Source organism: Saccharopolyspora gloriosae (genome assembly GCF_014203325.1).
Lineage (GTDB): Bacteria > Actinomycetota > Actinomycetes > Mycobacteriales > Pseudonocardiaceae > Saccharopolyspora_C > Saccharopolyspora_C gloriosae.
Genome location: NZ_JACHIV010000001.1, coordinates 4,707,679 through 4,733,504 on the forward strand (window position 1 = coordinate 4,707,679; position 25,826 = coordinate 4,733,504).

The 25,826-nt window shown below is 69.7% G+C and carries 20 protein-coding genes and 1 riboswitch; of the genes, 13 read left to right on the forward strand and 7 right to left on the reverse strand.

Going from position 1 to position 25,826, the window contains the following annotated elements; translation table 11 throughout:
• Nucleotides 1-341 precede the first annotated feature (341 nt).
• On the forward strand, nt 342-3,737 hold the full coding sequence (locus BJ969_RS20415) for an NB-ARC domain-containing protein (RefSeq protein ID WP_184481057.1): 3,396 nt from the start codon (nt 342-344) through the stop codon (nt 3,735-3,737).
• A gap of 140 nt (nt 3,738-3,877) precedes the next feature.
• On the opposite strand, the gene BJ969_RS20420 is transcribed toward BJ969_RS20415, so the two are convergent.
• Entirely contained in the window at nt 3,878-4,291 is a 414-nt protein-coding gene (locus BJ969_RS20420) for a universal stress protein (RefSeq protein ID WP_184481059.1), read from the reverse strand.
• A 79-nt stretch (nt 4,292-4,370) separates the two neighbouring features.
• Nucleotides 4,371-6,872 (reverse strand): DEAD/DEAH box helicase, encoded by a 2,502-nt coding sequence (locus BJ969_RS20425; RefSeq protein WP_184481061.1) that lies wholly within the window; start codon nt 6,870-6,872, stop codon nt 4,371-4,373.
• 166 nt (nt 6,873-7,038) lie between these two features.
• Here BJ969_RS20425 and BJ969_RS20430 point away from each other — a divergent pair, with 166 nt between their 5' ends.
• The 10 genes from BJ969_RS20430 (at nt 7,039) to BJ969_RS20475 (ending at nt 18,398) form a co-directional block, all read left to right on the forward strand.
• A complete protein-coding gene (locus tag BJ969_RS20430; RefSeq protein ID WP_184481063.1) occupies nt 7,039-7,230 on the forward strand; it encodes a hypothetical protein in 192 nt (63 codons plus the stop codon).
• A gap of 356 nt (nt 7,231-7,586) precedes the next feature.
• On the forward strand, nt 7,587-9,479 hold the full coding sequence (locus BJ969_RS20435; protein WP_184481066.1) for a methylmalonyl-CoA mutase family protein: 1,893 nt from the start codon (nt 7,587-7,589) through the stop codon (nt 9,477-9,479).
• Nucleotides 9,479-11,686 carry a methylmalonyl-CoA mutase gene (gene scpA, locus BJ969_RS20440; RefSeq protein WP_184481068.1) on the forward strand — a complete coding sequence of 736 codons (2,208 nt, stop codon included), beginning with the start codon at nt 9,479-9,481 and terminating at the stop codon, nt 11,684-11,686. The genes BJ969_RS20435 and scpA overlap by 1 nt, the downstream gene beginning before the upstream one ends.
• 214 nt (nt 11,687-11,900) lie before the next feature.
• Complete coding sequence (gene meaB / locus BJ969_RS20445) at nt 11,901-12,887, forward strand: methylmalonyl Co-A mutase-associated GTPase MeaB (RefSeq protein WP_184481071.1); 987 nt, start codon at nt 11,901-11,903, stop codon at nt 12,885-12,887.
• Nucleotides 12,888-12,930: 43 nt separating this feature from the next.
• Nucleotides 12,931-13,422 (forward strand): GNAT family N-acetyltransferase, encoded by a 492-nt coding sequence (locus BJ969_RS20450; protein ID WP_184481073.1) that lies wholly within the window; start codon nt 12,931-12,933, stop codon nt 13,420-13,422.
• 162 nt (nt 13,423-13,584) lie between these two features.
• Nucleotides 13,585-15,666, forward strand: a complete 2,082-nt coding sequence (locus BJ969_RS20455) for an ATP-binding protein (RefSeq protein WP_184481075.1) — start codon at nt 13,585-13,587, stop codon at nt 15,664-15,666.
• Between the two features lie 153 nt (nt 15,667-15,819).
• A complete protein-coding gene (locus tag BJ969_RS20460; protein WP_343071509.1) occupies nt 15,820-16,266 on the forward strand; it encodes a MarR family winged helix-turn-helix transcriptional regulator in 447 nt (148 codons plus the stop codon).
• An 88-nt stretch (nt 16,267-16,354) separates the two neighbouring features.
• Nucleotides 16,355-17,488, forward strand: coding sequence for an FAD-dependent oxidoreductase (locus tag BJ969_RS20465; protein WP_184481077.1), 1,134 nt, complete (start codon nt 16,355-16,357; stop codon nt 17,486-17,488).
• A 35-nt stretch (nt 17,489-17,523) separates the two neighbouring features.
• Entirely contained in the window at nt 17,524-17,889 is a 366-nt protein-coding gene (locus BJ969_RS20470) for a GntR family transcriptional regulator (RefSeq protein WP_184481079.1), read from the forward strand.
• Between the two features lie 117 nt (nt 17,890-18,006).
• Nucleotides 18,007-18,073: riboswitch (guanidine-III (ykkC-III) riboswitch) on the forward strand.
• Between the two features lie 10 nt (nt 18,074-18,083).
• Nucleotides 18,084-18,398, forward strand: coding sequence for a DMT family transporter (locus BJ969_RS20475; RefSeq protein ID WP_184481081.1), 315 nt, complete (start codon nt 18,084-18,086; stop codon nt 18,396-18,398).
• A 51-nt stretch (nt 18,399-18,449) separates the two neighbouring features.
• Here BJ969_RS20475 and BJ969_RS20480 read toward each other — a convergent pair whose 3' ends face one another.
• Nucleotides 18,450-19,280: a protein kinase family protein gene (locus tag BJ969_RS20480; RefSeq protein WP_343071510.1), complete on the reverse strand. Its 831-nt coding sequence runs from the start codon at nt 19,278-19,280 to the stop codon at nt 18,450-18,452.
• Nucleotides 19,281-19,287: 7 nt separating this feature from the next.
• Entirely contained in the window at nt 19,288-19,737 is a 450-nt protein-coding gene (locus BJ969_RS20485) for a hypothetical protein (RefSeq protein WP_246457032.1), read from the reverse strand.
• A 67-nt stretch (nt 19,738-19,804) separates the two neighbouring features.
• Between BJ969_RS20485 and BJ969_RS20490 the strand changes: the two genes are divergently transcribed.
• Nucleotides 19,805-20,029 (forward strand): DUF397 domain-containing protein, encoded by a 225-nt coding sequence (locus BJ969_RS20490; RefSeq protein ID WP_184481083.1) that lies wholly within the window; start codon nt 19,805-19,807, stop codon nt 20,027-20,029.
• Between the two features lie 13 nt (nt 20,030-20,042).
• Here the strand turns inward: BJ969_RS20490 and BJ969_RS20495 are convergent, their stop codons facing one another.
• Complete coding sequence (locus BJ969_RS20495) at nt 20,043-20,732, reverse strand: DUF305 domain-containing protein (protein WP_343071511.1); 690 nt, start codon at nt 20,730-20,732, stop codon at nt 20,043-20,045.
• A gap of 175 nt (nt 20,733-20,907) precedes the next feature.
• On the opposite strand from BJ969_RS20495, the gene BJ969_RS20500 reads away from it, so the two are divergent.
• A complete protein-coding gene (locus BJ969_RS20500; RefSeq protein ID WP_343071512.1) occupies nt 20,908-22,356 on the forward strand; it encodes an LVIVD repeat-containing protein in 1,449 nt (482 codons plus the stop codon).
• 75 nt (nt 22,357-22,431) lie between these two features.
• Here BJ969_RS20500 and BJ969_RS20505 read toward each other — a convergent pair whose 3' ends face one another.
• Together BJ969_RS20505 and BJ969_RS20510 are read right to left on the reverse strand one after the other, a co-directional pair.
• Nucleotides 22,432-24,582 carry a putative bifunctional diguanylate cyclase/phosphodiesterase gene (locus BJ969_RS20505; protein ID WP_184481087.1) on the reverse strand — a complete coding sequence of 717 codons (2,151 nt, stop codon included), beginning with the start codon at nt 24,580-24,582 and terminating at the stop codon, nt 22,432-22,434.
• 260 nt (nt 24,583-24,842) lie between these two features.
• Nucleotides 24,843-25,736: an oxidoreductase gene (locus tag BJ969_RS20510; RefSeq protein ID WP_184481090.1), complete on the reverse strand. Its 894-nt coding sequence runs from the start codon at nt 25,734-25,736 to the stop codon at nt 24,843-24,845.
• Nucleotides 25,737-25,826 lie beyond the last annotated feature (90 nt).

The following is a 25,826-nucleotide window of genomic DNA, read 5'->3' on the forward strand; positions in this document are numbered from 1 at the left end:
CACGCCGCGTAGCCGGCATCCACGAGTTTTTGACTATTAAGAAGCCTCGGCACGCAGAGAGCGCTCGCAGGTCGCCCCGGCGGGCGAGGCAGATGCACGCGTTTTGAGGCAGGAACCCACAGGGATCGGCTCCAGACCGTACGTCGCGTTCTGGTCTGCTATCACCGAAGAAACGGTCGATGGCAGACTGGCGAATCAAGATCGACCGAGGTGCGCAGAGCTGCTACTTGAATCGTGGGGAGGCACTCGTCGTGACAGAGAGCGCCAGTGACGCAGGGCCATCAACAGTCGGGCCCTGGAACGCTGGGCGGAATCAGCTGGACGGACGAGTTGGAACGGCGGTGCAGGCAGGAAACGTCGGGGGTGACATTACGCTGAACATCGGCGCCCCGACCTCGCTAACGAGCACTGGGGTCGTGCCGACCCCTCCGAACCGCGTGGTGCCCCGTCCGGAGCTGTCCGACCGCCTGGTGGATAAGTTGCTATCCGACGAAGATGACGACGTGGTCGCGCTGGTCGGTGTCGCCGGAGCAGGAGGTTTCGGGAAGACCACCTTGGCTGCCGCTGTTTGCCGGCAAGAACGTGTCCTGCGGCAGTTCCCGGACGGCGTCCTGTGGGTGACCCTCGGCGAGCAGGTACAAGAAGCTGACCTGGCTGGGAAGATCAACGATCTGACCGTACGAGTCTCAGGACATCGCCCTCTGCTGACAGACCCCGAACAAGCTGGTCAACACCTCGGCGCGATCCTTGACAATGCAGAGTGCCTACTGGTCGTGGACGACGTCTGGCGGGCATCTCAGTTGGCACCGTTCCTACATGGCGGACGATCATGCCGTCGTCTCGTTACCACCCGGATGCGCGACGTGCTACCAACGGGCACGGCTCAAGTAGCGGTCGATGCTATGACACCTCAGCAGGCACGCACCGTACTCAGCGAAGGATTGCCCGCCAGCTCTGACAAGGCTTGGGAGCCACTACTTGCCCGCACTGGAGGGTGGCCGGTTCTCATGACACTGGCCAACCGGGCGGTCAGGAAGTACCTCCAGCGGGGTTTGCCAGTCCCCGAAGCAACAAAAAGGGTCGGAGATCGACTGGCGGCGAAGGGGCCAACTGCCCTGGATATCACCAATGCGAACCAACGCAGCCTTGCGGTAGCCGCCACCGTAGAGGTAAGCCTGTCGTTACTCGCCGAGGAAAACCATCACCTGCTGGAACGTTTCCTGGAATTGGCAGTGTTCCCCGAGGACGCGGTGATACCCCAACGCACGTTGGAAGTATTTTGGGGCCACACCGCCGGGCTCGACGACGACGATGTCGAGCAGCTCTGCATGCAGCTGGATGATCTTTCGCTAGTACAGGGCTACAGCCTTAACGCAACCCCCAGACTGCAGTTGCACGATGTTATTGGAGATTACCTTCGGCACCGAGCCGGCCTCCGCCTCACGTATTACCATCGATCACTCCTCGATGCCCATCGCGCAGAATTGACACGTACGAATGGGACGACGGCATGGTGGGAACTTCCGAGGAGCGAACCTTACCTATGGCGAACCCTCTCTCACCACTTACATCACGCGGATCGAAACGAGGAGCTCGACACCACCGTTTGCAATATTCGCTGGCTCCTCGCCGTCCTACACCGTGACGGCCCCGCCGCCGTGGAAAATGATTTAGCACATGTCAACGCCCCCCTCGGGGCGGCCCTGCGACGCGTCATCACCCAGAACGCACATTTGCTGGCACCAGTGGAACCTGACAATGCGCTCGCAGCCACTTTGCTGTCCCGTTTACATGGATACTCGGATCTAACTGACTACGTTGCCGCAGCGATCACGGCAGTACCTGGCCCCTATTTGTCGTCCGTCTGGCCTTTGCCGGACACACCGCATCCCGCCCTGCAACGAGTTCTCACCGGCCACCCTGAGCCGGTCATCACCACCGCGATCAGTCCCGATGGCACTTGGTTGGCCACTGGAAGCGAGGATGGCACAGTGCGCCTTTGGTCAGCCGAGGGAGCCTCAATCGCCACCCTGCACGGCCACAGCCACTCGGTCATGGCAGTAGTGATCAGCCCCGACGGCACCTGGCTTGCCAGCGCCAGTAGTGATCGCACCATTCGCCTTTGGGAGGGCGATGGGACCCCTATCGGCGCTCTAACTGGTCACACTCGTGGGGTTATGGCGGTGGCAATCAGCCCCGACAGCACCTGGTTGGCCACGGGGAGCGAAGACCGCACAGTGCGCCTCTGGTCGGCCGAGGGAGCCCCAATCGCCACCCTGCACGGCCACAGCCATGCGGTGACAGCTGTGTCGATCAGCCCAGATGGCACCTGGCTCGCCGCCGGAAGTCATTACGGCGCAGTTCGCACTTGGTCTTCTGACGGCAGCCACCTCGCCACCCTTACCGGACACACCGGCAGGGTCACGGCTGTGTCGATCAGCCCGGATGGCACCTGGCTGGCAACAAGCAGCTACGACGGCTCTGTTCGGCGCTGGTCTTCTGACGGCAGCCACCTCGCCACCCTTACCGGACACACCGACTGGGTCACGGCTGTGTCGATCAGCCCGGATGGCACCTGGCTGGCAACAAGCAGCTACGACGGCTCTGTTCGGCGCTGGTCTTCTGACGGCACCCATCTCGCCACCCTTACCGGACACACCGGGAAAGTCACGGCCGTCTCGATCAGCTTCGACGGCACCTGGCTGGTCACCGGAAGCGAGGACTGCACCGTCCGACGATGGACCGTGGGAGGAACAGAAACCGCCACCCTCACAAGTCACACGAGCACGATCACAACTATGGCGATCAGCCCAGACGGCAACTGGCTCGCCACCGGAAGCGACGAAGGAACCGTTTACCGGTGGGCGAATAATGGCAGCCTTGTCGCCACCCTTACCGGACACACCGGGAAAGTCACGGCCGTCTCGATCAGCCTCGACGGCACCTGGCTGGTCACCGGAAGCGAGGACTGCACCGTCCGACGATGGACCGTGGGAGGAACAGAAACCGCCACCCTCACAAGTCACACGAGCACGATCACAACTATGGCGATCAGCCCAGACGGCAACTGGCTCGCCACCGGAAGCGAGGACCGCACCGTACGCCTCTGGTCCTCCGATGGGGCGCCCATCGCCGCTTTGACCGATCACACCGATGCTGTAACGGCAGTGGCGATCAGCCCCGACGGCACCTGGCTGGCCACTGCCAGTCGTGACCGCACCGTGCGCCTCTGGGAATCCGATGGGACCCCTATCGCCATTCTGACTGGTCACTTCAATGGGGTTACATCGGTGGCGATCAGCCCGGACGGCACCTGGCTGGCGAGCGGAAGCAACGATCGATCCGCGCGATTGTGGCACCGAGAAGGAAATCACATCGCCACGCTAACTGGGCACACTAAGAGGGTCACGACTGTGAAAATTAGTCCTGATAGCCGCTGGCTCGCCACAGGAAGCGACGATGGAACTGTGCGACGCTGGGCTTCTGATGGCACACCTATCTCAACAGTGGCCGATCATTCGAGCAGAGTCACAGCTCTGGAAATCAGCCCCGACGACTCCTGGCTAGCCAGCACCGGCCACGACCGCATTGTGCGCCTGTGGAGCCAAAAAAAGGACATGTGCGTGTCTGCACTAAGGGTGGACGCCGATCCAGTGGGAGCCGGATGGCTTCCTGGAAGTTCGGAGTGCGCCGTGGCGGGCACTGCCGGTCCATACGTATTTCGAATCATTACGTAATTTCTCGACACAACAGGTTTTCGAACTATCCTTTTGCGATAATGCGACCTACCCGAAAGCGGAGCCTCAGCAAGACAACCGCTAAGGCTCCGCTAACCCCTAGTCCACCCCACACACCACGTAAAACCGAACCAACCCGGTCAGCGCACGACGAGGACGGGGCAGCGGGCGTGGTGGACGAGTTTGAGGGCTACGGAGCCGACCATCATGCCGGTGAAGGCGCCGTGGCCCTTGTTGCCGACGACCATCATGTCCGCCTGCGGGGAGAGCCCCACCAGTTCGTCGATGACGTGGCCGCGCACGAGGCGGGGGCGGATGTCGACCTTCGGGAACTCGGCCTTGATGGCTTCGGTCGTGTCGTCGAGCAGCTTGCGGGCGCGCTGTTCGAGCTCGGCGTCCGGAGTGGGCAGCCGGTAGCCGAACTGGACGGGCTGGTGCCACACGGTGATGGCGTGCACGAGTCCGCCCACCTTCGTGACGTACTCGGCGGCCCAGCGCAGCGCCCGCTTGGACTCCTCGGACCCGTCGATACCTGCTACCACGGTCTGCGGCATGATCGCGTTCCCCTCCGTCGCGGCCGGAAACCTTGATCGTATGGCACCGGAACGGGCCGTGCCACCGTCCTCGGACTCCTTATTGCTGGTCCACGGCCTGGACCCGGATCACGGCGGCGCCCTCTTCGTCGGAGGCGGCGAGGTCGACCTCGGCGCTGATGCCCCAGTCGTGGTCCCCGGCGGGGTCGGCGAAGATCTGCCGCACCAGCCAGCGCCGCGACTCCTCGGTGATCATCAGCATGGCGGGGCCGCGCGCGTCGGCGTCGGTGCCGATCTCGTCGTATTCGGCGAAGTAGCCGTCCAGGGCTTCCTCCCACGCTTCGGCGCCGAACTCGGGGTCGAGTTCGCCCAGCGGCGTGGTCCAGCGGCGGGCGGCGAGCTCGACGCGGCGGAACAGCGCGTTGCGCACCTGCACCCGGAACGCCCGCTTGTTCTGCGTGACGCGGGCCGGGCCCTCGTCGACCGGGGCGGCGTCGGCTGTGGGTTCGGCGCCGGGGTTGCGCAGCCGTTCCCACTCGTCGAGCAGGCTGGAGTCGACCTGGCGCACGAGTTCGCCGAGCCATTCGATGAGGTCGGTGAGCTCTTCGGTCTTCGCGTCGGCGGGCACCGTGTGGCGCAGCGCCTTGTAGACGTCGGCGAGGTAGCGCAGCACGAGGCCTTCGGAGCGGGCCAGGCCGTAGTGGTTGACGAACTCGACGAAGTTCATCGCCCGCTCGAACATGTCGCGCGCCACGGACTTCGGCGACAGCTCGTGCTCGGCGACCCACGGGTGGCCCTTGCGGTACATCTCGTAGGCCGCTTCGAGGATGTCCTGCAGCGGCTTGGGGTAGGTGACGTCCTCGAGCAGTTCCATCCGCTCGTCGTACTCGATGCCGTCGGCCTTCATCTGCGCCACGGCCTCGCCGCGCGCCTTGAACTGCTGCGCGGACAGCACCTGCCTCGGATTGTCCAATGTGGACTCGATGACGGAGAGCACGTCCAGCGGGTAGCCGGGCGAGTCCACGTCGAGCAGTTCGATCGCGGCCAGCGCGAACGGCGACAGCGGCTGGTTGAGCGCGAAGTCGAACTGCAGGTCCACGGTCAGCCGCACCCGGCGGCCCTGCTCGTCGGGCTCGTCGAGCTGCTCCACCACGTCCGCGGCCAGCAGGGCGCGGTAGATCGCGATGGCGCGCAGGATGTGCCTGCGCTGCGCCGGGCGGTCCTCGTGGTTCTCGGTGAGCAGGTGCTTCATCGCCGCGAACGCGTCGCCGGGCCGGTTGATGACGTTGAGCAGCATGGAGTGACTGACCTGGAAGCTGGAGACCAGCGGTTCCGGTTCGGCCTCGACGAGCTTGTCGAAGGTCTTCTCGCTCCACGACACGAAGCCCTCGGGCGCCTGCTTGCGCACCACCTTGCGCCGCTTCTTCGGGTCCTCCCCCGCCTTGGCCAGCGCCTTCTCGTTCTCGATCACGTGTTCCGGGGCCTGCACGACCACGTAGCCCGCGGTGTCGTAGCCCGCGCGACCGGCGCGACCGGCGATCTGGTGGAACTCGCGCGCCTTCAGGTGCCGGGTGCGCACCCCGTCGTACTTGGTCAGCCCGGTCAGCAGCACGGTGCGGATCGGCACGTTGATGCCGACGCCGAGCGTGTCCGTCCCACAGATGATCTTCAGCAGGCCCGCCTGGGCGAGCTGCTCCACGAGCCGCCGGTACTTCGGCAGCATCCCCGCGTGGTGCACGCCGATGCCGTGGCGCACCAGCCGCGACAAGGTCTTGCCGAACCCGGCGGTGAACCGGAAGTCCCCGATCGCCTCGGCGATCTTGTTCCGCTGCTCGCGGGAGGCGACGTTCACGCTCATCAGGCCCTGCGCCTGCTCCATCGCGGACGCCTGGTTGAAGTACACGACGTAGACGGGAGCCTGGTTGCCGCCCAGGAGCTCCTCGATCGTCTCGTGCAGCGGGGTGAGCGCGTAGCGGAACGTCAGCGGGATGGGCCGTTCCGCGGAGCTCACCACGGCCGTCGACCGGCCGGTGCGCGCCACCAGGTCCTTCTCGAACCGGGCGACGTCGCCCAGCGTCGCCGACATCAGCACGAACTGGGCCTGCGGCAGTTCCAGCAGCGGCACCTGCCACGCCCAGCCGCGCTCCGGCTCGGCGTAGAAGTGGAACTCGTCCATCACGACCTGGCCCACGTCGGCCTGCTCGCCGTCGCGCAGCGCCAGGTTCGCCAGGATCTCGGCGGTGCAGCAGATGATCGGCGCGTCGGCGTTCACGCTGCTGTCGCCGGTCATCATGCCCACGTTCTCGGCACCGAAGACGTCGACCAGCGCGAAGAACTTCTCCGAGACCAGCGCCTTGATCGGCGCGGTGTAGTAGCTGCGCTTGCCGTCGGCCAGCGCGGTGAAGTGCGCGCCGGTGGCGACGAGGCTCTTGCCGGAGCCGGTGGGGGTGCTGAGGATGACGTTCGCCCCGGTCACCACCTCCATCAGCGCTTCTTCCTGCGCCGGGTAGAGCTCGATGCCCTGCCCCGTCGTCCAGGTCGTGAAGGCGTCGAGCAGGACGTCGGGGTCAGGTGCGCTGGGGAGGTGGTCCGTGAGCTTCATGGCCCTCGAATCGTCCCTGGCGCGCTCGTGCGCACCTCAGCCGGGGTCCGGTGCGGGCCGGGGGCCGACGAGCTGGACCGTCCGAGCCACCGGAACTCACTCCATCGAGTGAAAGGCGTCGGGCCGGGGCTGGATCGGCCCGGCGGGGATCATCGACACTGTGCGCATGCCGGAACGACAGGTGCGGTTCGTCGGCGGACCGCTGGACGGGCGCGAACAGGGACTGCGCGATTCCGAGGCGGTGCACGGCCGTCTGCTCCGCCACGTCCACCTGCACGACGGCCCCAAGATCGAAACCTGCTACCGCCTCCACTACGCCCCCGACTCGGGCTGGGAATACCACTTCAACGGCCACTGAGCCGCAAACCCAACCCCTCCCCCGCCTGCTTTGCCGCCGAATGCAGTGCCTTGCGGCGAAGCCGTGCAGTTGGGCTGCGAAGCAAGCCTGCCTGGCGACCGAAGGTCGTGCCTGTATGTGCGAAGCACATAGCCCACGTCGAAAAGCCCTCACCCGCGGGTTCTCAGTGAGCCTCTCGCGAGGACAGCTTTTTCCCTCGTGGCGGAGCCACTCGGGAAAAAGATCCCGCAGCGAGAGGCTCACTGAGGTTCCGCTACCCGGACACCCAAGCCACACGAGCCGCCGAATCCAGTTGGGACGTGAGTCACAAGGAACCCGTCGTTTCGGGGGTGGGCGGGGTCCTACCATCGGTTCCCATGGCGCCCTCCGACAGGCTCTCGACGACGAGCAGCCCCCGGCCCAGCCTCAGCCTGGGCGGCGAATTCCCCGAGCCCACGCACCGGCAGTGGCTCGATCAGGTGGAGAAGGTCCTGCGCAGGACCGGCCGCATCGCGGAAGGTGATGCTGCCCCCGACGATCCGTCGGAGCTGCTCGCGACGCGGACCTACGACGGGGTCGCGGTGCGCCCGCTGTACTCCGCCGAGGACCGCGCCGGCGCGGACGCGTCCGGTTCGGGGCTGCCGGGCTTCGCCCCGTTCGTGCGGGGCAGCCGGCCGCAGGGCTCGGTCGCGGAGGGCTGGGACGTGCGCCAGTCGCACGGGAACCCGGATGCGTCGGTGTCGAACCGGGAGGTCTTGGCCGATCTCCACGGCGGTGTCACGTCGCTGGTGCTGCGGCTCGGCGAGGGCGGGATCGCGGTGGACGCGCTGCCGGACGTGCTCAACGGCGTGCACTTGGACATGATCGGCGTGGTGCTGGACGCGGGTGAGCAGGCCGCGAGCGCCGCCGACGCCTTCCTGGAGGTCGCCGCCGAGCAGGGCGTGGCGCCGAGCGCGCTGCGCGGCAACCTCGGTGCCGATCCGCTGGGCGTGCAGGCGCGCACGGGACGTGAGGTCGGCTCGGAGCAGGCGGTGGAGCTGGCGAAGCGCTGCGCCGCCGAGCACCCGGGTCTGCGGGCGGTCGTGGTGGACGCGCTGCCGTTCCACGACGCGGGCGGTTCGGACGGCGAGGAGCTCGGTGCTTCGCTGGCCGCGGGCGTCACCTACCTGCGCTGGCTGACCGAGGCGGGGTTGGACGTGGACACCGCGTGCGGCCTGCTGGAGTTCCGCTACGCGGCGACCGCCGATCAGTTCTCGACGATCGCGAAGCTGCGCGCCGCGCGGCGCGCGTGGGCTCAGGTGGCGCGCCGGTGCGGTGCGTCGGAATCGGCGCGGGCGCAGCAGCAGCACGCGGTGACGTCCTCGGCGATGCTGACGCGGCGCGACCCGTGGGTGAACATGCTGCGCGCGACGATCGCGACGTTCGCCGCCGGTGTGGGCGGGGCGCAGGCGGTGACGGTGCAGCCGTTCGACGCGGCCATCGGTTCGCCGGACGAGTTCTCCCGCCGGGTCGCGCGCAACACGCAGGCGCTGCTGCTCGACGAGTCGCACTTGGCGCAGGTCATCGACCCGGCCGGGGGTTCCTGGTACGTGGAGGAGCTGACCGACGAGCTGGCGAACGCGGCGTGGGCGTGGTTCCAGGAGATCGAGCGCGCGGGCGGGCTGCCGGAGGCGTTGCGCTCCGGGCTGGTCGCCGACCGGCTCGCGTCGACTTGGCAGAAGCGCAAGGCGGCGGTCGCCGATCGCTCCGACCCGATCACGGGAGTGAGCGAGTTCCCGAACCTCGCCGAGCAGCCGTTGCGGCGCGAACCCGCGCCGGAGCCGCCGTCGGGCGGCTTGCCGAGGGTGCGCTACGCGGAGGAGTTCGAGGCGCTGCGCGACGCCGCCGACGCCCGCCCGGAGCGCCCGGAGGTCTTCCTCGCCACGCTGGGCCCGCTGGCCACCTACACGGCGCGGGCGTCGTTCGCCCGCAACCTGTTCGCCGCCGGTGGCCTGGAGGCTAGCGAGGCCGGGCCGACGGAGTCCACCGCGGACGTCCTCGCCGCCTACGCCGAGCACCCCGCTCCGGTGGTGTGCTTGTGCTCGGCGGACGGGGTCTACGCCGAGCGCGCCGCCGAGACGGCGAGCGCGCTCAAGGAGGCGGGCGCGGAAAGCGTGCTGCTGGCCGGAAAACCCGGCCATGGACTGAACAATGTGGACGGTCACGTGTTCGCCGGGTGCGACGCGATCCAGGTTCTGCGCGCGGCGCACCGCACGTTGGGAGTCGAGTGATGAGCAGCATCCCGAACTTCGCCGACGTTCCGCTGGAGCGGGACGCGGCCGAGGGCGACGCGAACTGGGATTCGGCGGTCTTCTCGGCCACCGGCAAGGAAGCCGACGCCCTGGTGTGGGAAGCACCCGAGGGCATCGGGGTGAAGCCGCTCTACACCGCGGCCGACACCGAGGACTTGGACTTCCTGGGCACCAAGCCGGGCATCGCGCCGTTCCTGCGCGGCCCGTACCCGACGATGTACGTCAACCAGCCGTGGACGGTGCGCCAGTACGCGGGTTTCTCCACGGCCGCCGCGTCGAACGCGTTCTACCGCCGCAACCTCGCCGCCGGGCAGAAGGGCCTGTCGGTGGCGTTCGACCTGGCCACCCACCGCGGCTACGACTCCGACCACCCGCGGGTGTCCGGTGACGTGGGCATGGCCGGGGTGGCGATCGACTCGATCTACGACATGCGCCAGCTGTTCGACGGCATCCCGCTGGACAGGATGAGCGTGTCGATGACCATGAACGGCGCCGTGCTGCCGGTGATGGCGCTCTACATCGTCGCCGCCGAAGAGCAGGGCGTGGCGCCGGAGAAGCTCGCGGGGACCATTCAGAACGACATCCTCAAGGAGTTCATGGTCCGCAACACCTACATCTACCCGCCGCAGCCGTCGATGCGGATCATCTCGGACATCTTCGCCTACACGTCGCAGAAGATGCCGAAGTTCAACTCGATCTCCATCTCCGGCTACCACATCCAGGAGGCCGGGGCGACGGCCGATCTGGAGCTGGCCTACACCCTCGCCGACGGCGTGGAGTACTTGCGCGCGGGCAAGCAGGCCGGGTTGGACATCGACGCGTTCGCGCCCCGGTTGTCGTTCTTCTGGGGCATCGGGATGAACTTCGCGATGGAGGTCGCGAAGCTGCGCGCCGCCCGGTTGCTGTGGGCGAAGCTGGTGAAGGAGTTCGGTCCGCGGAACTCGAAATCGCTGTCGCTGCGCACCCACTCGCAGACCTCCGGCTGGTCGCTGACCGCGCAGGACGTCTACAACAACGTGGCCCGCACCTGCGTGGAGGCGATGGCCGCGACCCAGGGGCACACGCAGTCGCTGCACACCAACGCGCTCGACGAGGCGCTGGCGCTGCCCACGGACTTCTCCGCGCGCATCGCCCGCAACACGCAACTGGTGCTGCAGCAGGAATCGGGCACCACGCGCGTCATCGACCCGTGGGGCGGCAGCCACTACGTCGAGCGGCTCACCCAGGACCTCGCGGAACGCGCGTGGGCGCACATCACCGAGGTCGAGGACGCGGGCGGCATGGCGCAGGCCATCGACGCGGGCATCCCGAAGCTGCGCGTGGAGGAGGCCGCCGCGCGCACCCAGGCGCGCATCGACTCCGGGCGCCAGCCGCTGATCGGCATCAACAAGTACCGCTTCGACGGCGACGAGCAGATCGAGGTCCTCAAGGTCGACAACGCCGAGGTCCGCGCCGAACAGCTGGAGAAGCTGCGGCGGCTGCGGGAGGAGCGCGACGAGGCGGCCTGCCAGGACGCGCTGCGCCGCCTCACCGGTGCCGCCGAGGCGTCGATGTCCGACGAGCGCCCGAACGACCTCGACCACAACCTGCTCACGCTGGCCGTGGACGCGGCGCGGGCGAAGGCGACGGTCGGCGAGATCTCCGACGCGATGGAGAAGGTCTTCGGCCGCCACGCGGGTCAGATCCGTACGATCTCCGGTGTGTACCGGGAGGAATCGGGGCCGTCGGAGTCCTTGGAGCGGGCCCGCGAGGTCGTGGAGCGCTTCGCCGAGGACGAGGGCCGCCGCCCCCGGATCCTGGTCGCGAAGATGGGCCAGGACGGCCACGACCGGGGCCAGAAGGTGATCGCCACGGCGTTCGCCGACCTCGGTTTCGACGTGGACGTGGGCCCGCTGTTCCAGACGCCCGCCGAGGTGGCGCGCCAGGCCGCCGAGTCCGACGTGCACATCGTCGGGGTGTCCTCGCTGGCCGCCGGGCACCTCACCTTGGTGCCCGCGCTGCGCGACGAGCTCGCCGCGGTGGGCCGCGAGGACATCATGGTGGTCGTCGGCGGCGTCATCCCGCCCGCGGACTTCGACGCGCTGCGCGACGCGGGCGCGAGCGCGATCTTCCCGCCCGGCACGGTGATCGCCGAGGCGGCGCTCGGCCTGCTCGACGAGCTCCGGACCCGGCTCGAACTCGACTGATGCGTCCTTTCCGAATGAGCTGCGCAGTGGGTCGGGGGGCGGAACCTCAGTTGCTTCCTCGCTGCGGGATCGATTTCCCGAGTACGAGGGAAATCGCTGTCCCCGCGAGGAAGCAACTGAGAACCCGCCGGTGGCCGCCCTACGCACGTGGTCGCCGCTCAGCGGCTCCGCCGCTGACAGGACAAGCACCCGGCTCACCCCGCAAGGACTCCTGATGCCGCGCGAGATCGACGTCGAGGACTACGCCAAGGGCGTACTGGAGGGTTCCCGCACGAAGCTGGCGCAGGCGATCACGCTGGTCGAGTCGACCAAGCCGGCGCACCGGGCGAAGGCGCAGGAGCTGCTGATCGAGCTGCTCCCGCACAGCGGCGGGGCGCACCGGGTGGGCATCACCGGTGTGCCCGGCGTCGGCAAGTCCACGTTCATCGAGTCGCTGGGCACCTCGCTGACCGCCGCCGGGCACCGGGTGGCGGTGCTGGCGGTGGACCCGTCCTCGACCCGCACCGGCGGCAGCATCCTCGGTGACAAGACGCGGATGGCGACGCTGTCGGCGGATCCGGCCGCGTTCGTGCGCCCGTCCCCGTCGGCGGGCACGCTCGGCGGCGTCGCGCGGGCCACCCGCGAGACGATCGTGCTGATGGAGGCCGCCGGGTTCGACGTGGTGCTGGTGGAGACCGTCGGCGTCGGCCAGTCCGAGGTGACGGTGGCCGGCATGGTCGACTGCTTCCTGCTGCTGACGCTGGCGCGCACCGGGGATCAGCTGCAGGGCATCAAGAAGGGCGTGCTGGAGCTCGCCGACCTGGTCGCGGTCAACAAGGCCGACGGTCCACATGAGACGGACGCGCGCAAGGCGGCCCGCGAGCTGCGCGGGGCGCTGCGGTTGCTCACCCCGGTCAGCGCCTCGTGGACTCCGCCCGTTGTGACGTGCAGCGGGCTCACCGGCGCCGGGCTGGACTCGTTGTGGGAGCAGATCGAGCAGCACCGCGCCACGCTCACCGACACCGGCGAACTCGCCGACAAGCGCAGCCGCCAGCAGGTCGAGTGGACGTGGGCGCTGGTGCGCGACCAGCTGATGGCGGAGCTCGTCGCCCACCCCGAGGTGCGCGGCATCGTCGACGACGTCGAATCCCACGTCCGCGCGGGCGAACTCACCGCGTCCCTGGCGGCGGAGAGGCTGCTGCGCGCCTTCCGCGAGCGGTGACCGCGCGCTGGATCCGCGCGGGCGTCCGAGGATCATGCACCGCATGTCCGCATGGGTCATCGAAGCCGAGCCGGTCGACGACGCGGGGATCGACGCGTTGATCCGGGAGTTCACCGCCGAGGTCGGCCGCCGTCTTCTGGGACGTCCGGCGACCGGCGCGGAGCTGCGCGCGGTGCTCGACCGCGATCCGCACGGCGACCTGGCCCCGCCGCGGGGAACGTTCCTCGTCGCGCGGGACGACGACGGCGATCTCATCGGATGCGTCGGCGCGCGGCTGCTGGACGACCTCCCCGCGACGGCGGAGCTCAAGCGGATGTACGTGCGCCCCGCGCACCGCGGGGCCGGCGTGGGCCGTGCGCTGCTGGTGGCCGCCGAGCAGGCCGCCGCGGCCCTGGGCGCTACCCGGATCGTCCTCGACACCAGGACGGTGCTCGTCGAGGCGCGGACGCTCTACAGCTCCCACGGGTACCGGGAGACGGCGCCGTACAACGACCACGGCGACGCGGAGCACTGGTACGCGAAGACCCTCCGCTGAGCGGGGCGACGGGCCGCGCGCCCACTACTGCCCGCAGGCCGGGCATTCGGGTAGTGCGGCTGCTCCGGATGGCCGTTTTTCCGGACTTTCCGGGAGGTTTCGACCCTGCCGGGGTGCCCGGAGGCGGTACACCGTCCTCGGGCACTCGCTTCGGAGGTCGGGATGGCCGAGGAGATCCGCAACGTCTTCACCGGAACCGCGCGCAACGTCGTGCAGGTGGGCAAGGTCGACGGCGACGTGCACTTCCACCAGCGGACCGCTCCGGAGGTCCCGGTGCCGAAGCAGTTGCCCGCCCGCGTCGCGCACTTCACCGACCGCGAGACCAGCTTGGACGCACTGGATTCCTGGCTGGCCGACCCCGCCGCGCCGACCTGGCTGATCGTCGGTTCCGGGGGCGTCGGGAAGACGTCGCTGGCCGCCTGCTGGGCGCACCGGGTGCGGGACCGGTTCCCCGACGGGGACCTGTACGTGGACCTGCGCGGTCACCACGTCGACCGCAGGCGGGACGCGAGCGAGGCGCTGGACGAGATGCTGCGCGCGCTGGGCGTTCCCAGCGAGCGGTTGCCCGTGGACACCGATGCGAAGTCCTCGATGTACCGGACGCTGCTGACCGGCCGCCATATGCTGATCGTGCTCGACAACGCCGCCACCGCCGAGCAAGTCCGCCCGCTGCTGCCCGGTTCCGCGCCCTGCCGGGTGCTGATCACCAGCCGCAACCGGTTGACGAGCCTGACGGCCAGGGAAGGAGCCACCCGGATGTCGCTGGACGTGCTGTCACCGGACCGCGCGATCGAACTGCTCCGCAGGGCCGCGGGCGCCGACCGGGTCGACGCGGAACCCGACGCCGCCGCCGAACTCGCCCGGTACTGCGGATTCCTGCCGCTGGCGCTGCGCATCGCCGCCGAACGGCTCGTCGCCGGAGCGCACCTGCGGGTCACCGAGCTCGTCGAGGAGCTGGCCGACGAACGCGACCGGCTGGACGCGCTGACCGTCGAGGAGGACGAGTTCACCACGGTGCGGGCGGTCTTCTCCTGGTCCTACCGCTCGCTGCCCGCGGACGCGGCGCGCCTGTTCCGGCTGCTCGGGCTCGCCGAGACCCCCGACGTCGGTTTGGACGCCGCGACGGCGCTGAGCGGGCTCTCGCGCGGCAAGACCCGCCGGTTGCTGGACGTCCTGGTCGGAGCGCACCTGCTCGACGAGCACCGGCCGCAGCGCTACCGCTTCCACGACCTGCTGGGCCTCTACGCCGCCGAATGCGCGCGGCACGACGAGAACGAGGCGGCGCGCGACGCGGCGGCGCGCGGGATGCTGTCCTGGTACCTGCACGCGACGATCGCCGCGTCCTGGCCGGCGGCGCCGAGCTTCACCCGAATCCCGATGGACACGCCCGACTCTCCCGGCTCCATACCGGAATTCGCCGATCGTCCGGCTGCGCTGCACTTCTACGACGAAGAGCGCGAGAACCTGAAGGCCGCGGTCCGGCAGGCCTCGGCGCGCGGGGAGCACGTGTTCGGCTGGCAGCTGCCGGTGGCGATGTTCGCCTTCATGCTGTCGCGGCGGCCGGTGGCCGACTGGCTGGAGACGCACCGCATCGGGCTCGCGTCGGCCCGCGCGCTCGGCGACGAGCTCGCCGAGGCATGGCTGCTGACCAGCGACGCCATCGCGTGGGGAACGGTGCGCGAGCACCAGAAGGCGCTGGTGGAGTTGCAGCGCGCGGTCTCGCTGTGGGAGCGGACCGGCCCGGAGTGGGCGCACGCGTGGGCGCTGCGCGACCTGGGCAGCGTGTACTACGGGCTGGGCCGCGACGCGGAGGCCGACGAGACCTTGGAGCGCGCGTTCGCCATGCACGTCGCGCTGGGCGACGAGTGGGGCGAGGCCACCGCGTTGAGCGCGCTGGCCAAAGCCGAGTGCCGCCTCGGGCAGTTCGACGAGGCGATCCCGCACCTGCAGCGGGCCATCGAGATCCGCCGCTCGCACGGCGACCGCCGCAACGAGGCCAGCTGCTTGAGCGAGATCGGGCTGGTGCTGGGCGCGATGGGCAGCACCGACGAGGCCGCCGAGCACTTGGAGCAGGCGCTGGCGCTGCACCAGGAGACCGAGTACGGCTACGGCGAGGCCATGGATCGCGAGCGGCTCGCCGACCTCTACGAGCGCACCGGACGCCCCGAGCAGGCCGGCGAGCAGCGCCGGGCCGCGGCGCGGCTCTACGACGAACTCGGCGTCCCGCACGAACTCGCCGGGTGAGGCGGCTGCCTCCCGGCGCTCGTCCTGCTCGGGGCGGAGGAACCTCCGTCGCCTGCCACGACGCGTTCGAGGACGTTCGCCGCGGGCCTGGCGGCCTCCGAGCATTCAGTTCGAGCATTGACAGTTAGAGCTCGAACTGTCAGAGTTCTGACCGTGGACGCACCGGACGACATGCTCACCAGCACCCTCGAACTGCTGCGCTGGATCGGATGGGCGCAGCGGAAGGCCGGCGAGGACTGGATCCGGGCCCGCGACATCACCTTCGAACAGGGTTTCGTGCTCCGGCAACTGGTCCGCAATCCCGGCTCGATCCAACGCGACCTCGCGCAGCTGACCCGCACCAGCGCGGCCAGCGTCTCCAGCCTGCTGCAGGGACTGGAGCGCCGGGGCCTCGTCGAGCGGCGCACCGAGCCCGGCAACGAGCGCAGCAAGCGCGTGTACGCGACGGAGGCGGGCGCCGAAGTCGTCTCCGGGTTCGACTCCGCGATGGCCGCCACCGAGGAGTCGGTGCTGGCCCCGCTGGACCAGGCCGAACGAGCGACCCTGCACGACCTGCTCACGAAGGTCACCGCAGAACTCCCGCGCCCGACGCGGCCGTAGCCGCATAACGCCCCGCTACCCGGAACATCCCGCGCCGCGCAGGCCACGCCTGCGCGCGCTAGAACCTGCTCGCACGAAGGAGCCACCCATGCGCACTCCCGTCACGATCATCGGCGCGGGGCTCGGCGGACTCGCACTGGCCCGCGTCCTGCACCTGCGCGGCATCCCGGTGGAAGTCCACGAGGCGGAGCCCTCGCCGACCGCGCGGTCGCAGGGCGGACTGCTCGACATCCACGAGCACGACGGGCAGCTCGCCCTCGAAGCGGCCGGGCTGATCGACGAGTTCCGCGCCCTCGTCCTGGAGGGCCACCAGGCGACGCGGTTCCTCCACCCGGACGGAACCGTCCTGCTCGACCTGCCCGACGACGGCACGGGCGGACGCCCCGAGGTGCACCGCGGCGAGCTGCGGCGGATGCTGCTCGACTCGCTGCCGACAGGCGCCGTCCGGTGGGGCCGCAAGGTCCGCGGCGCCCGCGCGCTCGGCGAGGGGCGCCACGAGGTGACCTTCGCCGACGGCACCACGATCACCACGAGCCTCCTGGTCGGCGCGGACGGCGCCTGGTCCCGGATCCGGCCGCTGCTGTCCGCCGACGTGCCCGAGTACCCCGGCCGGTCGTTCGTCGAGACCTACCTGTTCGACAGCGACGCCCGGCACCCCGCCACCGCGAAGGCCGTCGGTGGCGGATCGATGTTCGCGCTCGCACCGGGCAGCGGGATCCAGACCCACCGGGAGCGCAACGGCACCCTGCACACCTACGTGGCGCTCACCGAACCGCAGGAGTGGTTCGCGGACATCGACTTCACCGACACCGCAGCGGCCACCGCGCGCCTCGCGCGGGAATTCGACGGCTGGGCGCCGGAACTCACCGCGCTGATCACCGACAGCGACACCCCGCCCGTGCTTCGGCCCCTGCACCACCTGCCGGTCGAGCACCGGTGGGAACGGGTGCCGGGCGTGACCCTGCTCGGCGACGCCGCCCACCTCTGCGTCCCGAACGGCGAAGGCGCCAACCTCGCCCTGCACGACGGCGCCGAGCTCGGCAAGGCCATCGCCGCGCACCCCGACGACGTCGAAACCGCGCTCGCCGAGCACGAGCGGGCGATGTTCGCCCGCAGCGCCGAAGCCGCCGCCGACGGCGACCGGCTCCACGAGCTCATGTTCGGCGCGGGCGCGCCCCACGACCTGGTAGCGGAATTCGCCGCCCACGCTCGGACTCCGTGAACGCCCGCCCGGTGCGCGTGACGGACAATGCGGGGATGGATCTCAGCGTGGACCCCGATTCCGGGGTGAGCCCGTTCGAACAGGTGCGGTCCGGGATCGCGGAGCGGATCAACTCCGGTGCGCTGCCGGTGGGCGCGAAGCTGCCGACCGTGCGGGGGCTGGCGGCGGAGGTGGGCATCGCCGCGAACACGGCCGCGAAGGCGTACCGCGAGCTGGAGCAGGCCGGGCTCATCGAGACCCGCGGGCGCGCGGGCACCTTCGTCAGCGCCGCCGGGGACCGCAGCGCCCAGCGCGCCGCCGACGCCGCCGCGGACTACGCCCGCACCACCCACGACCTCGGCATCCCGCCGCAGGAAGCGCTGGCGCTGGCCCGCGCCGCGCTGGGTTTGCCGCAGAGCTGACTCCGCCCCGGCGGGGCCGGACCGGCACCGGCACGAGGTGCCCCGATCGCGGCTCGGGGCGGTCGGCGTGGTGAGGCGGGACTCGTTGCCACCTCCCACCGGGCATGAGACGTTGGAATCGAGCCCGACGACGTGGCTCCCGGACGAGGGGTGCCGTACCCGGTGTGCGACAAGACGGCCCGGAGGAGTCCGTGATGTCGTGGATCGTTCTCGTGCTGTCCGGTGTGCTCGAAGCCGTCTGGGCGACGGCGCTGGGCAAATCCGAAGGCCTCAGCAGGCTCGGCCCGTCGGTGGTCTTCTTCGCCGCGTTGGCCGCGAGCATGGCGGGCCTCGCCTACGCCATGCGCGATCTCCCCGTCGGCACGTCCTACGCGGTGTGGGTGGGCATCGGCGCGGTGCTCACCGTCACCTACGCGATGGCCACCGGGGACGAATCGGTCTCCGCGCTCAAGGTCCTGTTCCTCGCGGCCATCGTCGGCGGCGTCATCGGCCTCAAGCTCCTCCACTGAGCCCCGGCACTGCCGGATGCGGCGCCGGGCAACCCGTCCTGGGAGGACTTCTCAGAGCCGCGCGACGAGGTCGCGCAGCGGGTCGGCGAGGTCGGGGTGGTCGCCCATGTCGACGCGGTGCAGGGCGCGGGACGCGACGTAGCGCAGCGCGGTGCGGCCCTCGCCGGTGTCGAGCACGTCGGCGAACGTCTCGCGCACCTTCGCCGCGACCGGCGGGACGAGCAGGCTGTAGCAGTACAGCGAGGCCGCGTCCGTGCCCGCCGGGCCGCGCCCCCACAGCTCCCAGTCGAGCAGGCCGAAGCGCGGGCGCACCAGGTTCGCCCAGTGCAGGTCGCCGTGCACCGTGTCCCAGTGCTCGATGTCCAGGTCGTGGCCGAGCTTGTCCCGCACGGCCCGCTGGATGTCCGGTTCGTCGTTGCGCAGCCGCAGCGTCGGCACCACCCGGATCGTGTCCAGCGCGGTGCGCAGCTCGGCCCACCAGTCGTCGGAGAGGTCCGGTTCCTCGCGCAGCACGTCGGTGTCCGAGCAGCGCTGCCCCGGTACGAAGGTCATGAGTTCGGCGCGCTGCCGCCGCGTCTCCGCGAGTTCCCACTCCACCAGGCCGAGCACCCGCGGCTTGCGCACGCCGGTGATCGCGTTGGAGTCGGCGTTGCCGGTCCACCAGTCCCCTTCGGCCCACTGGATCTCCTCCGACACGACGCGCAGCCAGCGCGGCCCGTCGGGGCTGAGCACGGCCGCGCCGATGGAGCGCTGCCGCCACCCGAGCACCGGATCGCCGACCACGCGCACCGCGAAGTGCTCGGCCGCCCGGTCCAGGTTCTGCCGCATCCACGCGGCGAACATCTCGTCGGCTTCCTCGTTCGGAATCTCGTTCGGTGCCACCACCCGATCATGTGCCATCGGGTCGCGGCCCGCTCATCTCGGTCCCGGTTTCACCGTCCTCCGGAGTGGCCTTCGCCGGATCCACCCAGACCAGCCGGGGCCGGATGTGCGCACCGAAGCAGAAGTCCACTATGGACTTCTCGGCGGTCGCCGCGCTGCGGCGCACTCCCCGTTCGACCGAGACCACCTCGACCCGATCCGGCAGAGCCATCCCCCACGCGGCCACGCGCCCGTCCACTCGGCACCCGTACTCCTGGACGACGGCGAACAACCGGGGAGCGGAATCGGCCACGACGCCGGCCATGATCTCCACGAACTGCTCCTCGTCGCACAGCGGCGGCATCCCGGTGGGGTCGTTGACGAACTCGTCCAGCGGATGCCCTTCTTCGACCCGGTCGTCGCGTCGTGGATGTGCACCATGCGGTTCGGAGCGCTTGCTGAAATCGCGCTCTCCCAAGGCGACTCCAACGATGCGATCATGAAGGCGCTCAGCAATTACGGGTGATCGCACGAAGGAGCCGACCATGCGGGTGGATCCGTTGGAGAACACCGAGTGGCGGAAGAGCAGCTTTTCCGGCGGTAGCAACGGCGGCGGCGGTCAGTGCGTGGAGGCTGCCGCGCTGGCCGATGGGCGGGTCGCGGTGCGCAACAGCAAGCGTCCCGAGGACGGCGCCGTGCTGTTCACCCGCGCGGAGATGCTCGCGTGGGTGCAGGGGATCAAGGCCGGGGAGTTCGACGACCTCACCTGAGGGAGGCCGGGCCTCAGCCGGCGAGCCCGCGCATCGTGGCGATCTCGTCGGTCTGGGTGACCAGGACGTCCTGGGCCATCTCGTGCAGCCGCTCGTCGCGGCCGGTGGCGAGCACGTCGGTGGCCATCGCGACCGCGCCCTCGTGGTGCGCGGTCATCAGCCGGAGGAAGAGGCGGTCGAACTCCGCTCCCCCGGACGCTTCCAGCGCCGCGAGCTGCTCGGGCGTCGCCATGCCCGGCATCTCGGCTCCGTGACCTGAGTGCCCGTGCCCGGAGTGCCCCTCGTGCCCCGAGCCCTGCGCGTTCTCCGGCAGGTCGTGGGTGGCGAGCCAGCCGCGCATGGCGCCGATCTCGGCCGGTTGCGCGGCGCCGATGCGCGCCGCGAGCGAGCGCACGCTCGGATTCGCGGCCCTGGTCTCGGCCAGGTCCGTCATCAGCACGGCCTGCTCGTGGTGCACGATCATCATCCGCACGTAGTCCGCTTCGGCCTGCACCGGTTCAGCGCTCGCGAGGCGGTCGCGGTCCAGCGACGGCACGACCGACGGCTCGTCACCGGGCTTGCCGGGCAGGACCACGGGAGCACCGGCCGGTTCCTCCGGCGCGGCACCCGGTTCGCCCGTGCACCCAGCCGCCACCAGCAGCGCAGCGACGCAGCAGCCCACCGCGCCCCACCCGGCACGACCTGCCGCGACACGTCCGAACACCGGCATTTCTCCCCCGAACTCTCCTCGACCCGGCACCGAGCAGGGATTTCACATGCTGAAACAACCACTCGGACTATTGGGTCAACCATCCGTGGCCAAGATACTGATCGGAAGCGGTCGGGGTAACCGCTGTTCGACGACGGTCGGTGATCGGCCGGACAAATGGGGTGATGGCGTGGGTATCGGTCAGCGCAGCAGGAGGCGCATCGCGGGAGTGCTCGCCGCGACGGTGCCGTTGGTGCTCGGGGTGGTGTTCGCCGCGCCCTCGTCGGCGACGCCGCCGAACGAGCATCCCGAGGAGACCACCGGTGCCACCGTGCAGGCACGGCCGGCGGACACCGATCACAGCCCGAACATCGAGCACCTGGCGAACCTGCCGAAGCAGGCACCGTTCGACAACCTCGACAGCATCGGCACGGACATCGCGTTCAAGGGCGACCACGCCTACGTCGGCAACTACGACGGCGTCGTCGTCTACGACATCGCGAAGCCGGAGAAGCCGAAGGTCCTCACGCAGATCGTCTGCCCCGGCGGCCAGGGCGACGTGTCGATCTCCGGGAACCTGCTGTTCGTGTCCACGGACTACCCGCGCACGAACGACAGCTGCGACAGCCAGGAGGCCGACTCCGCGGACCCGCAGGCATGGGAGGGCATGAAGGTCTTCGACGTGAGCGACCCGGCGAAGCCGCGCTACGTCTCCGCGATCCGCACCGACTGCGGCTCGCACACGCACACGCTGGTGCCGGACAAGGCCGGCGAGGCCGTGTACCTCTACGTCTCGTCCTACGGACCGTCGGCGGAGTTCCCGAACTGCCAGCCGCCGCACGACAAGATCTCGATCGTCAAGGTGCCGCTGGACAACCCGGCCGCGCCCGAGCTCGTCGACGCCCCGGTGCTGTTCCCGGACGGCGGCAACCCGGGCGTGCCCGACGGCATCCGGGAGACCTCCGGCTGCCACGACATCACCGTGTTCCCGGAGCGCGACCTCGCCGCCGGGGCGTGCATGGGCGACGGCGTGCTGTTCGACATCTCCGACCCGGCGAAGCCGAAGGTGACCGAGCAGGTCCGCGACGACGAGAACTTCGCGTTCTGGCACTCCGCCACGTTCAACAACGACGGCACGAAGGTCGTGTTCACCGACGAGCTCGGCGGTGGCGCCGCCGCCACCTGCAACTCGCGGGTCGGCCCGCACCGGGGAGCCAACGGCGTCTACGACATCACCGGCTCCGGCGCGGACGCGAAGCTGGAGTTCCGCAGCTACTTCAAGCTGCCGCGCGAGCAGGCCGACACCGAGAACTGCGTGGCGCACAACGGGTCCCTGATCCCCGTTCCGGGCCGCGACATCATGGTGCAGGCCTGGTACCAGGGCGGCGTGTCGGTGTGGGACTTCACCGATTCGGCGCAGCCGCAGGAGATCGCGCACTTCGACCGCCCGCCGTTCGATCCGAACGAGCTGCAGCTCGCCGGTTCGTGGTCGGCGTACTACTACAACGGCCACATCTACTCCAGCGGCATCCAGGAAGGCCTCGACGTGCTCGCGTTGAACGACCCGCGCACCGACCCGGCCAAGGACGTCCGCTACGAGGAGTTCAACCCGCAGACCCAGCCCGTCCACGCGGGCTGAGCCGAGCAGCGATTCGGCCCCGCTCGTCCTGACGAGCGGGGCCGAATCGCGTTCACGGCAACGGGATGGGCGAGCTCAGTCGGGCTCGTGGGGTGGTTGGGCGGCGCCGAACTTCCGCAGCAATGCCTGCGCGTCCCACGCGGTCACCGGATCGCCGTACAGCGGGCCCACGGCGAAGTCGCAGCCCGCCTCGGCCCAATGGCGCTGCTGCTTCTCGTCGGCCACGTCCCCGGTGCAGATCTTCACGCCGCTGTCGTGCATCAACGGCAACAGCTGCCGCACCGCGCGCACCGCCGGATCGTTCTGGTCGTCGCAGCCGTGCACCATCTCGACCAGTTCGTCGGCCAAGCGCACGCCTTCCACGGGGATGCGGCGCAGCGCCCGCAGTTCCGGCGCGGAACCGGAGAAGCTGTGCAGCAGCGTGCGCACGCCCAGCGTCCGCAGCACGCGGATGTTCTCCAGCAGCTCCTCGGAGGCATTCATGATCACGCCGGTCGGCATCGCCAGGTGCATCCAGCTCGCGTCGAGGTCGCCGTCGTCGAGGACCGACCGCACCAACGCCACCAGATCCGGGTCGCGGACCTGGTTCTCGCTCAGCTCCACCAGGAAGCACGTCCTGAAACCGGCGCGGTGCCACGTGCCGACCTGCTCCCACGCGACGCGCAACATCCAGTCCCGCAACGACAACGTCACGCCGGAGCGTTCGGCGAGTTCCAGGCATTCGCCGTGCCCGAGCACCCCGTGCCCCGGCGGGCTCCACCGCAGCTGGGCCTCGACGCAGATGAGGTCGCCGGTGTTCAGGCCCACCGTGGGCCGGTAGCAGACCTCGAATTCGCCGAGCTCCAGCGCGCCCGGCATGATCGCCGCCAGCTGCGCCTCGGTCCGCTCGTCCGGGGCCAGGTCCGGGTCGAACAGCTCCCACTGCCGCGCCCCGGCGATCTCCGCCCGGCGCAGCGCCACGTCCGCGGCCCACATCATGTTCGTCGGGTCTCCCTCGGAGACCGGGCGGCGCACCACGCCGATGCTCGCCGAGGTCGCGATGCCGTGCCTGCCGACGTAGATCGGTTCGGACAGCTCCTCGTTGATGAGCGCGGCGAACTCCGGGATGGCGGGCGTGTGCGGGGATTCGCTGATCAGGATGGCGAATTCGGTGCCGCCGAAGCGGGCGACGAGCGCTTCCTCGTTCTCCACCAGCTGTTCCAGCCGGTGCGCGACGGCGCGGATCACCTTGTCCCCGGTTTCGTAACCCAGCCCGTCGTTGATCAGCTCGAAGCCGTCCAGGCCCAGGTGGTAGAGGGTGAGCATGCCGTCCGGCGGGAAGTTGCCCTGCGCGGCCTCCAGCCGGGTCCGGAAGTACTGCCGGTTCGCCAGGCCCGTCATCGCGTCGTGCAGCGCCTGGTACTGGATGCGTTCCTGCAGCAGGTAGAGGTCGCTGATGTCCTCGACCATCGTGACGATGTGCTTCGGTTCCCCCTCCGCACCGCGCAGGAGCGACACCGCCAGGTACGTCCAGGCCTGCTCGCCGTCGGCGCGCAGCAGCCTGCGCCGCTCCCGGAGCCGCTGCCCCGGGCCGCCTTCGGCGAGCTCGGCGTAGGCGGCGTTGAGGTACGCGGCCTCCTCCGGGTGGAACAGGTCGTGGATCGCCATCGTCAGCAGGTCGTCCTCGCGGTGCCGGAGGATCTCGGCCAACGCAGGATTGACCTCCATGAACCGGCCGTCGAGGTCGCAGATGGCGACGCCGATGGGCGTGCTGGTGAAGACTTCGCGGAACCGGGCGTCGCTGGCCTTGAGCTCGCGGTCCGCGCGCATCAGCGCCTGCGTGGTGGTGCGTTCGGCGCGTTCCCGGTCGGCGGCCGAGTAGGCCGCGGCGATCGAGGTGAGCAGTTGCAGCAGGTGCCCGACCGCGCCCACTCCGGACTCGCCGACGACGCAGTCCCGGATGAGTTCCAGCGTGCACGGCAGGCTGCGATCACCGGTGGCGTGCAGCTCGACCAGCCGCTCCCCCACGATGCGGCCGGATTCCTCCGCCCGTTCGGGGTCCTGCAGCGCCTCGGCGAGCTCGTCGACGAGCTTCGCCAGCTCGTGCTCCAGTTCCGCGTCCGACAAGCGGATCTCCGGGGAACACTCGGTGAGGCGCTGCGCCCACCGCAGGACCAGCGTCGCGCGCCACCCGGTTCGTTCCGGCAGCGGCCCGGCCCCGTTCCCCGCGTCGAGGGGGTCACCCATGCTCAGTTCACCTGTCCGTCGACCACACCGGCGGACCTAGCGCCGGCCCAGGTGAGATGACCGGCCACCAGGAGGCGGACGTCGCGCCCGGAGGCTGCCCGGCCTCCGGGTTCGTCGCACCACGTTGGTCCCCGAACGTCTCCCCGTATTCGCAAGACTACTGGGTGATGTCCAGTACGCGGAGCACCGTCCACTCGTCTCATCCGACCACCACCCGTGCCACGTTCGTGATCATCATCCCTCGGACGATGGCTTTTCGATCACTGGGCTTGCTCCAACGCCGTGCCCTCCGGGACGAGGTCGTCGAGTTCGGCCACGTCCGTGTCCGTCAACTCCACCCGATCGGCCGAAGAGTTCACTTCCAGGTGCTCGATCGACGAGGTTCCGGGGATCAGCAGCAGGTTCGGCGACCGGTGCAGCAGCCAGGCCAGTGACACCTGAGCGGGCGTGGCGCCGCGACGCTGCGCGATCGTGCGCACGACCTGGTCGCCGCGCACCCTGCTGTCGGCGACGAACGCCGAACCGAGCGGGAAGAACGGCACGAACGGCACGCCCAGCTCCGCGGTCCGGTCCAGCAGCGCCGCCGCGGTTCGGTCGAAGACGTTGTAGGCGTTCTGCACCGACGCGATCGGCGTGACCGCCTGGGCCTGCTCGAACTGCTCCGGCGTCACGTTCGACAGGCCGATGCCGCGCAGCAGGCCTTCCTCGCGCAGCTCGACGAGGGCGCCGAGCTGGTCCTGCAAGGTGATCCCCGGCCGGTCGACGGTGTGGCGCAGGTACACCACGTCGAGGGTTTCCAGGTGCAGGCGGCGCAGGTTGTCGTGCACCTGGGACTTCAGGGCGTCCGGGTGCCCCAGCGGCGGGAAACCGCCGTGCTGATCGCGGTAGGCGCCGACCTTGGTGGCCAGGACGAGGCCGTCCGGATAGGGCCGCAGGGCCTTCGCGATGAGCTCGTTGACCACCCACGGGCCGTAGAAGTCGGAGGTGTCGATGTGGTCGATGCCCAGCTCCACCGCGCGGCGCAGCACCGCCTCGGCGCGCGCCGGGTCGGCGGGCGGACCGAGGACGCCGGGGCCGGCCAGCTGCATGGCGCCGAATCCGATGCGGTGCACCGGGCGGACACCGGGGAGGTCGAGAACGTTCGTCGTCGTCACCCGGTGATGCTGCGTCACGGGACCGGTTCAGGGCAAGGCTCTCCCGGGGAGGCCACTGTGGACTTCCGGGCGGCATCACTGCTCGTCACA

Coding starts and splice junctions, on each gene's coding strand:
- BJ969_RS20420 (WP_184481059.1), bottom strand. CDS start 4,291: ATGCCGCAGACCGTGGTAGCAGGTATCGACGGGTCCGAGGAGTCCAAG.
- BJ969_RS20425 (WP_184481061.1), bottom strand. CDS start 6,872: ATGAAGCTCACGGACCACCTCCCCAGCGCACCTGACCCCGACGTCCTG.
- BJ969_RS20430 (WP_184481063.1), top strand. CDS start 7,039: ATGCCGGAACGACAGGTGCGGTTCGTCGGCGGACCGCTGGACGGGCGC.
- BJ969_RS20435 (WP_184481066.1), top strand. CDS start 7,587: ATGGCGCCCTCCGACAGGCTCTCGACGACGAGCAGCCCCCGGCCCAGC.
- scpA (WP_184481068.1), top strand. CDS start 9,479: ATGAGCAGCATCCCGAACTTCGCCGACGTTCCGCTGGAGCGGGACGCG.
- meaB (WP_184481071.1), top strand. CDS start 11,901: ATGCCGCGCGAGATCGACGTCGAGGACTACGCCAAGGGCGTACTGGAG.
- BJ969_RS20450 (WP_184481073.1), top strand. CDS start 12,931: ATGTCCGCATGGGTCATCGAAGCCGAGCCGGTCGACGACGCGGGGATC.
- BJ969_RS20455 (WP_184481075.1), top strand. CDS start 13,585: ATGGCCGAGGAGATCCGCAACGTCTTCACCGGAACCGCGCGCAACGTC.
- BJ969_RS20465 (WP_184481077.1), top strand. CDS start 16,355: ATGCGCACTCCCGTCACGATCATCGGCGCGGGGCTCGGCGGACTCGCA.
- BJ969_RS20470 (WP_184481079.1), top strand. CDS start 17,524: ATGGATCTCAGCGTGGACCCCGATTCCGGGGTGAGCCCGTTCGAACAG.
- BJ969_RS20475 (WP_184481081.1), top strand. CDS start 18,084: ATGTCGTGGATCGTTCTCGTGCTGTCCGGTGTGCTCGAAGCCGTCTGG.
- BJ969_RS20490 (WP_184481083.1), top strand. CDS start 19,805: ATGCGGGTGGATCCGTTGGAGAACACCGAGTGGCGGAAGAGCAGCTTT.
- BJ969_RS20505 (WP_184481087.1), bottom strand. CDS start 24,582: ATGGGTGACCCCCTCGACGCGGGGAACGGGGCCGGGCCGCTGCCGGAA.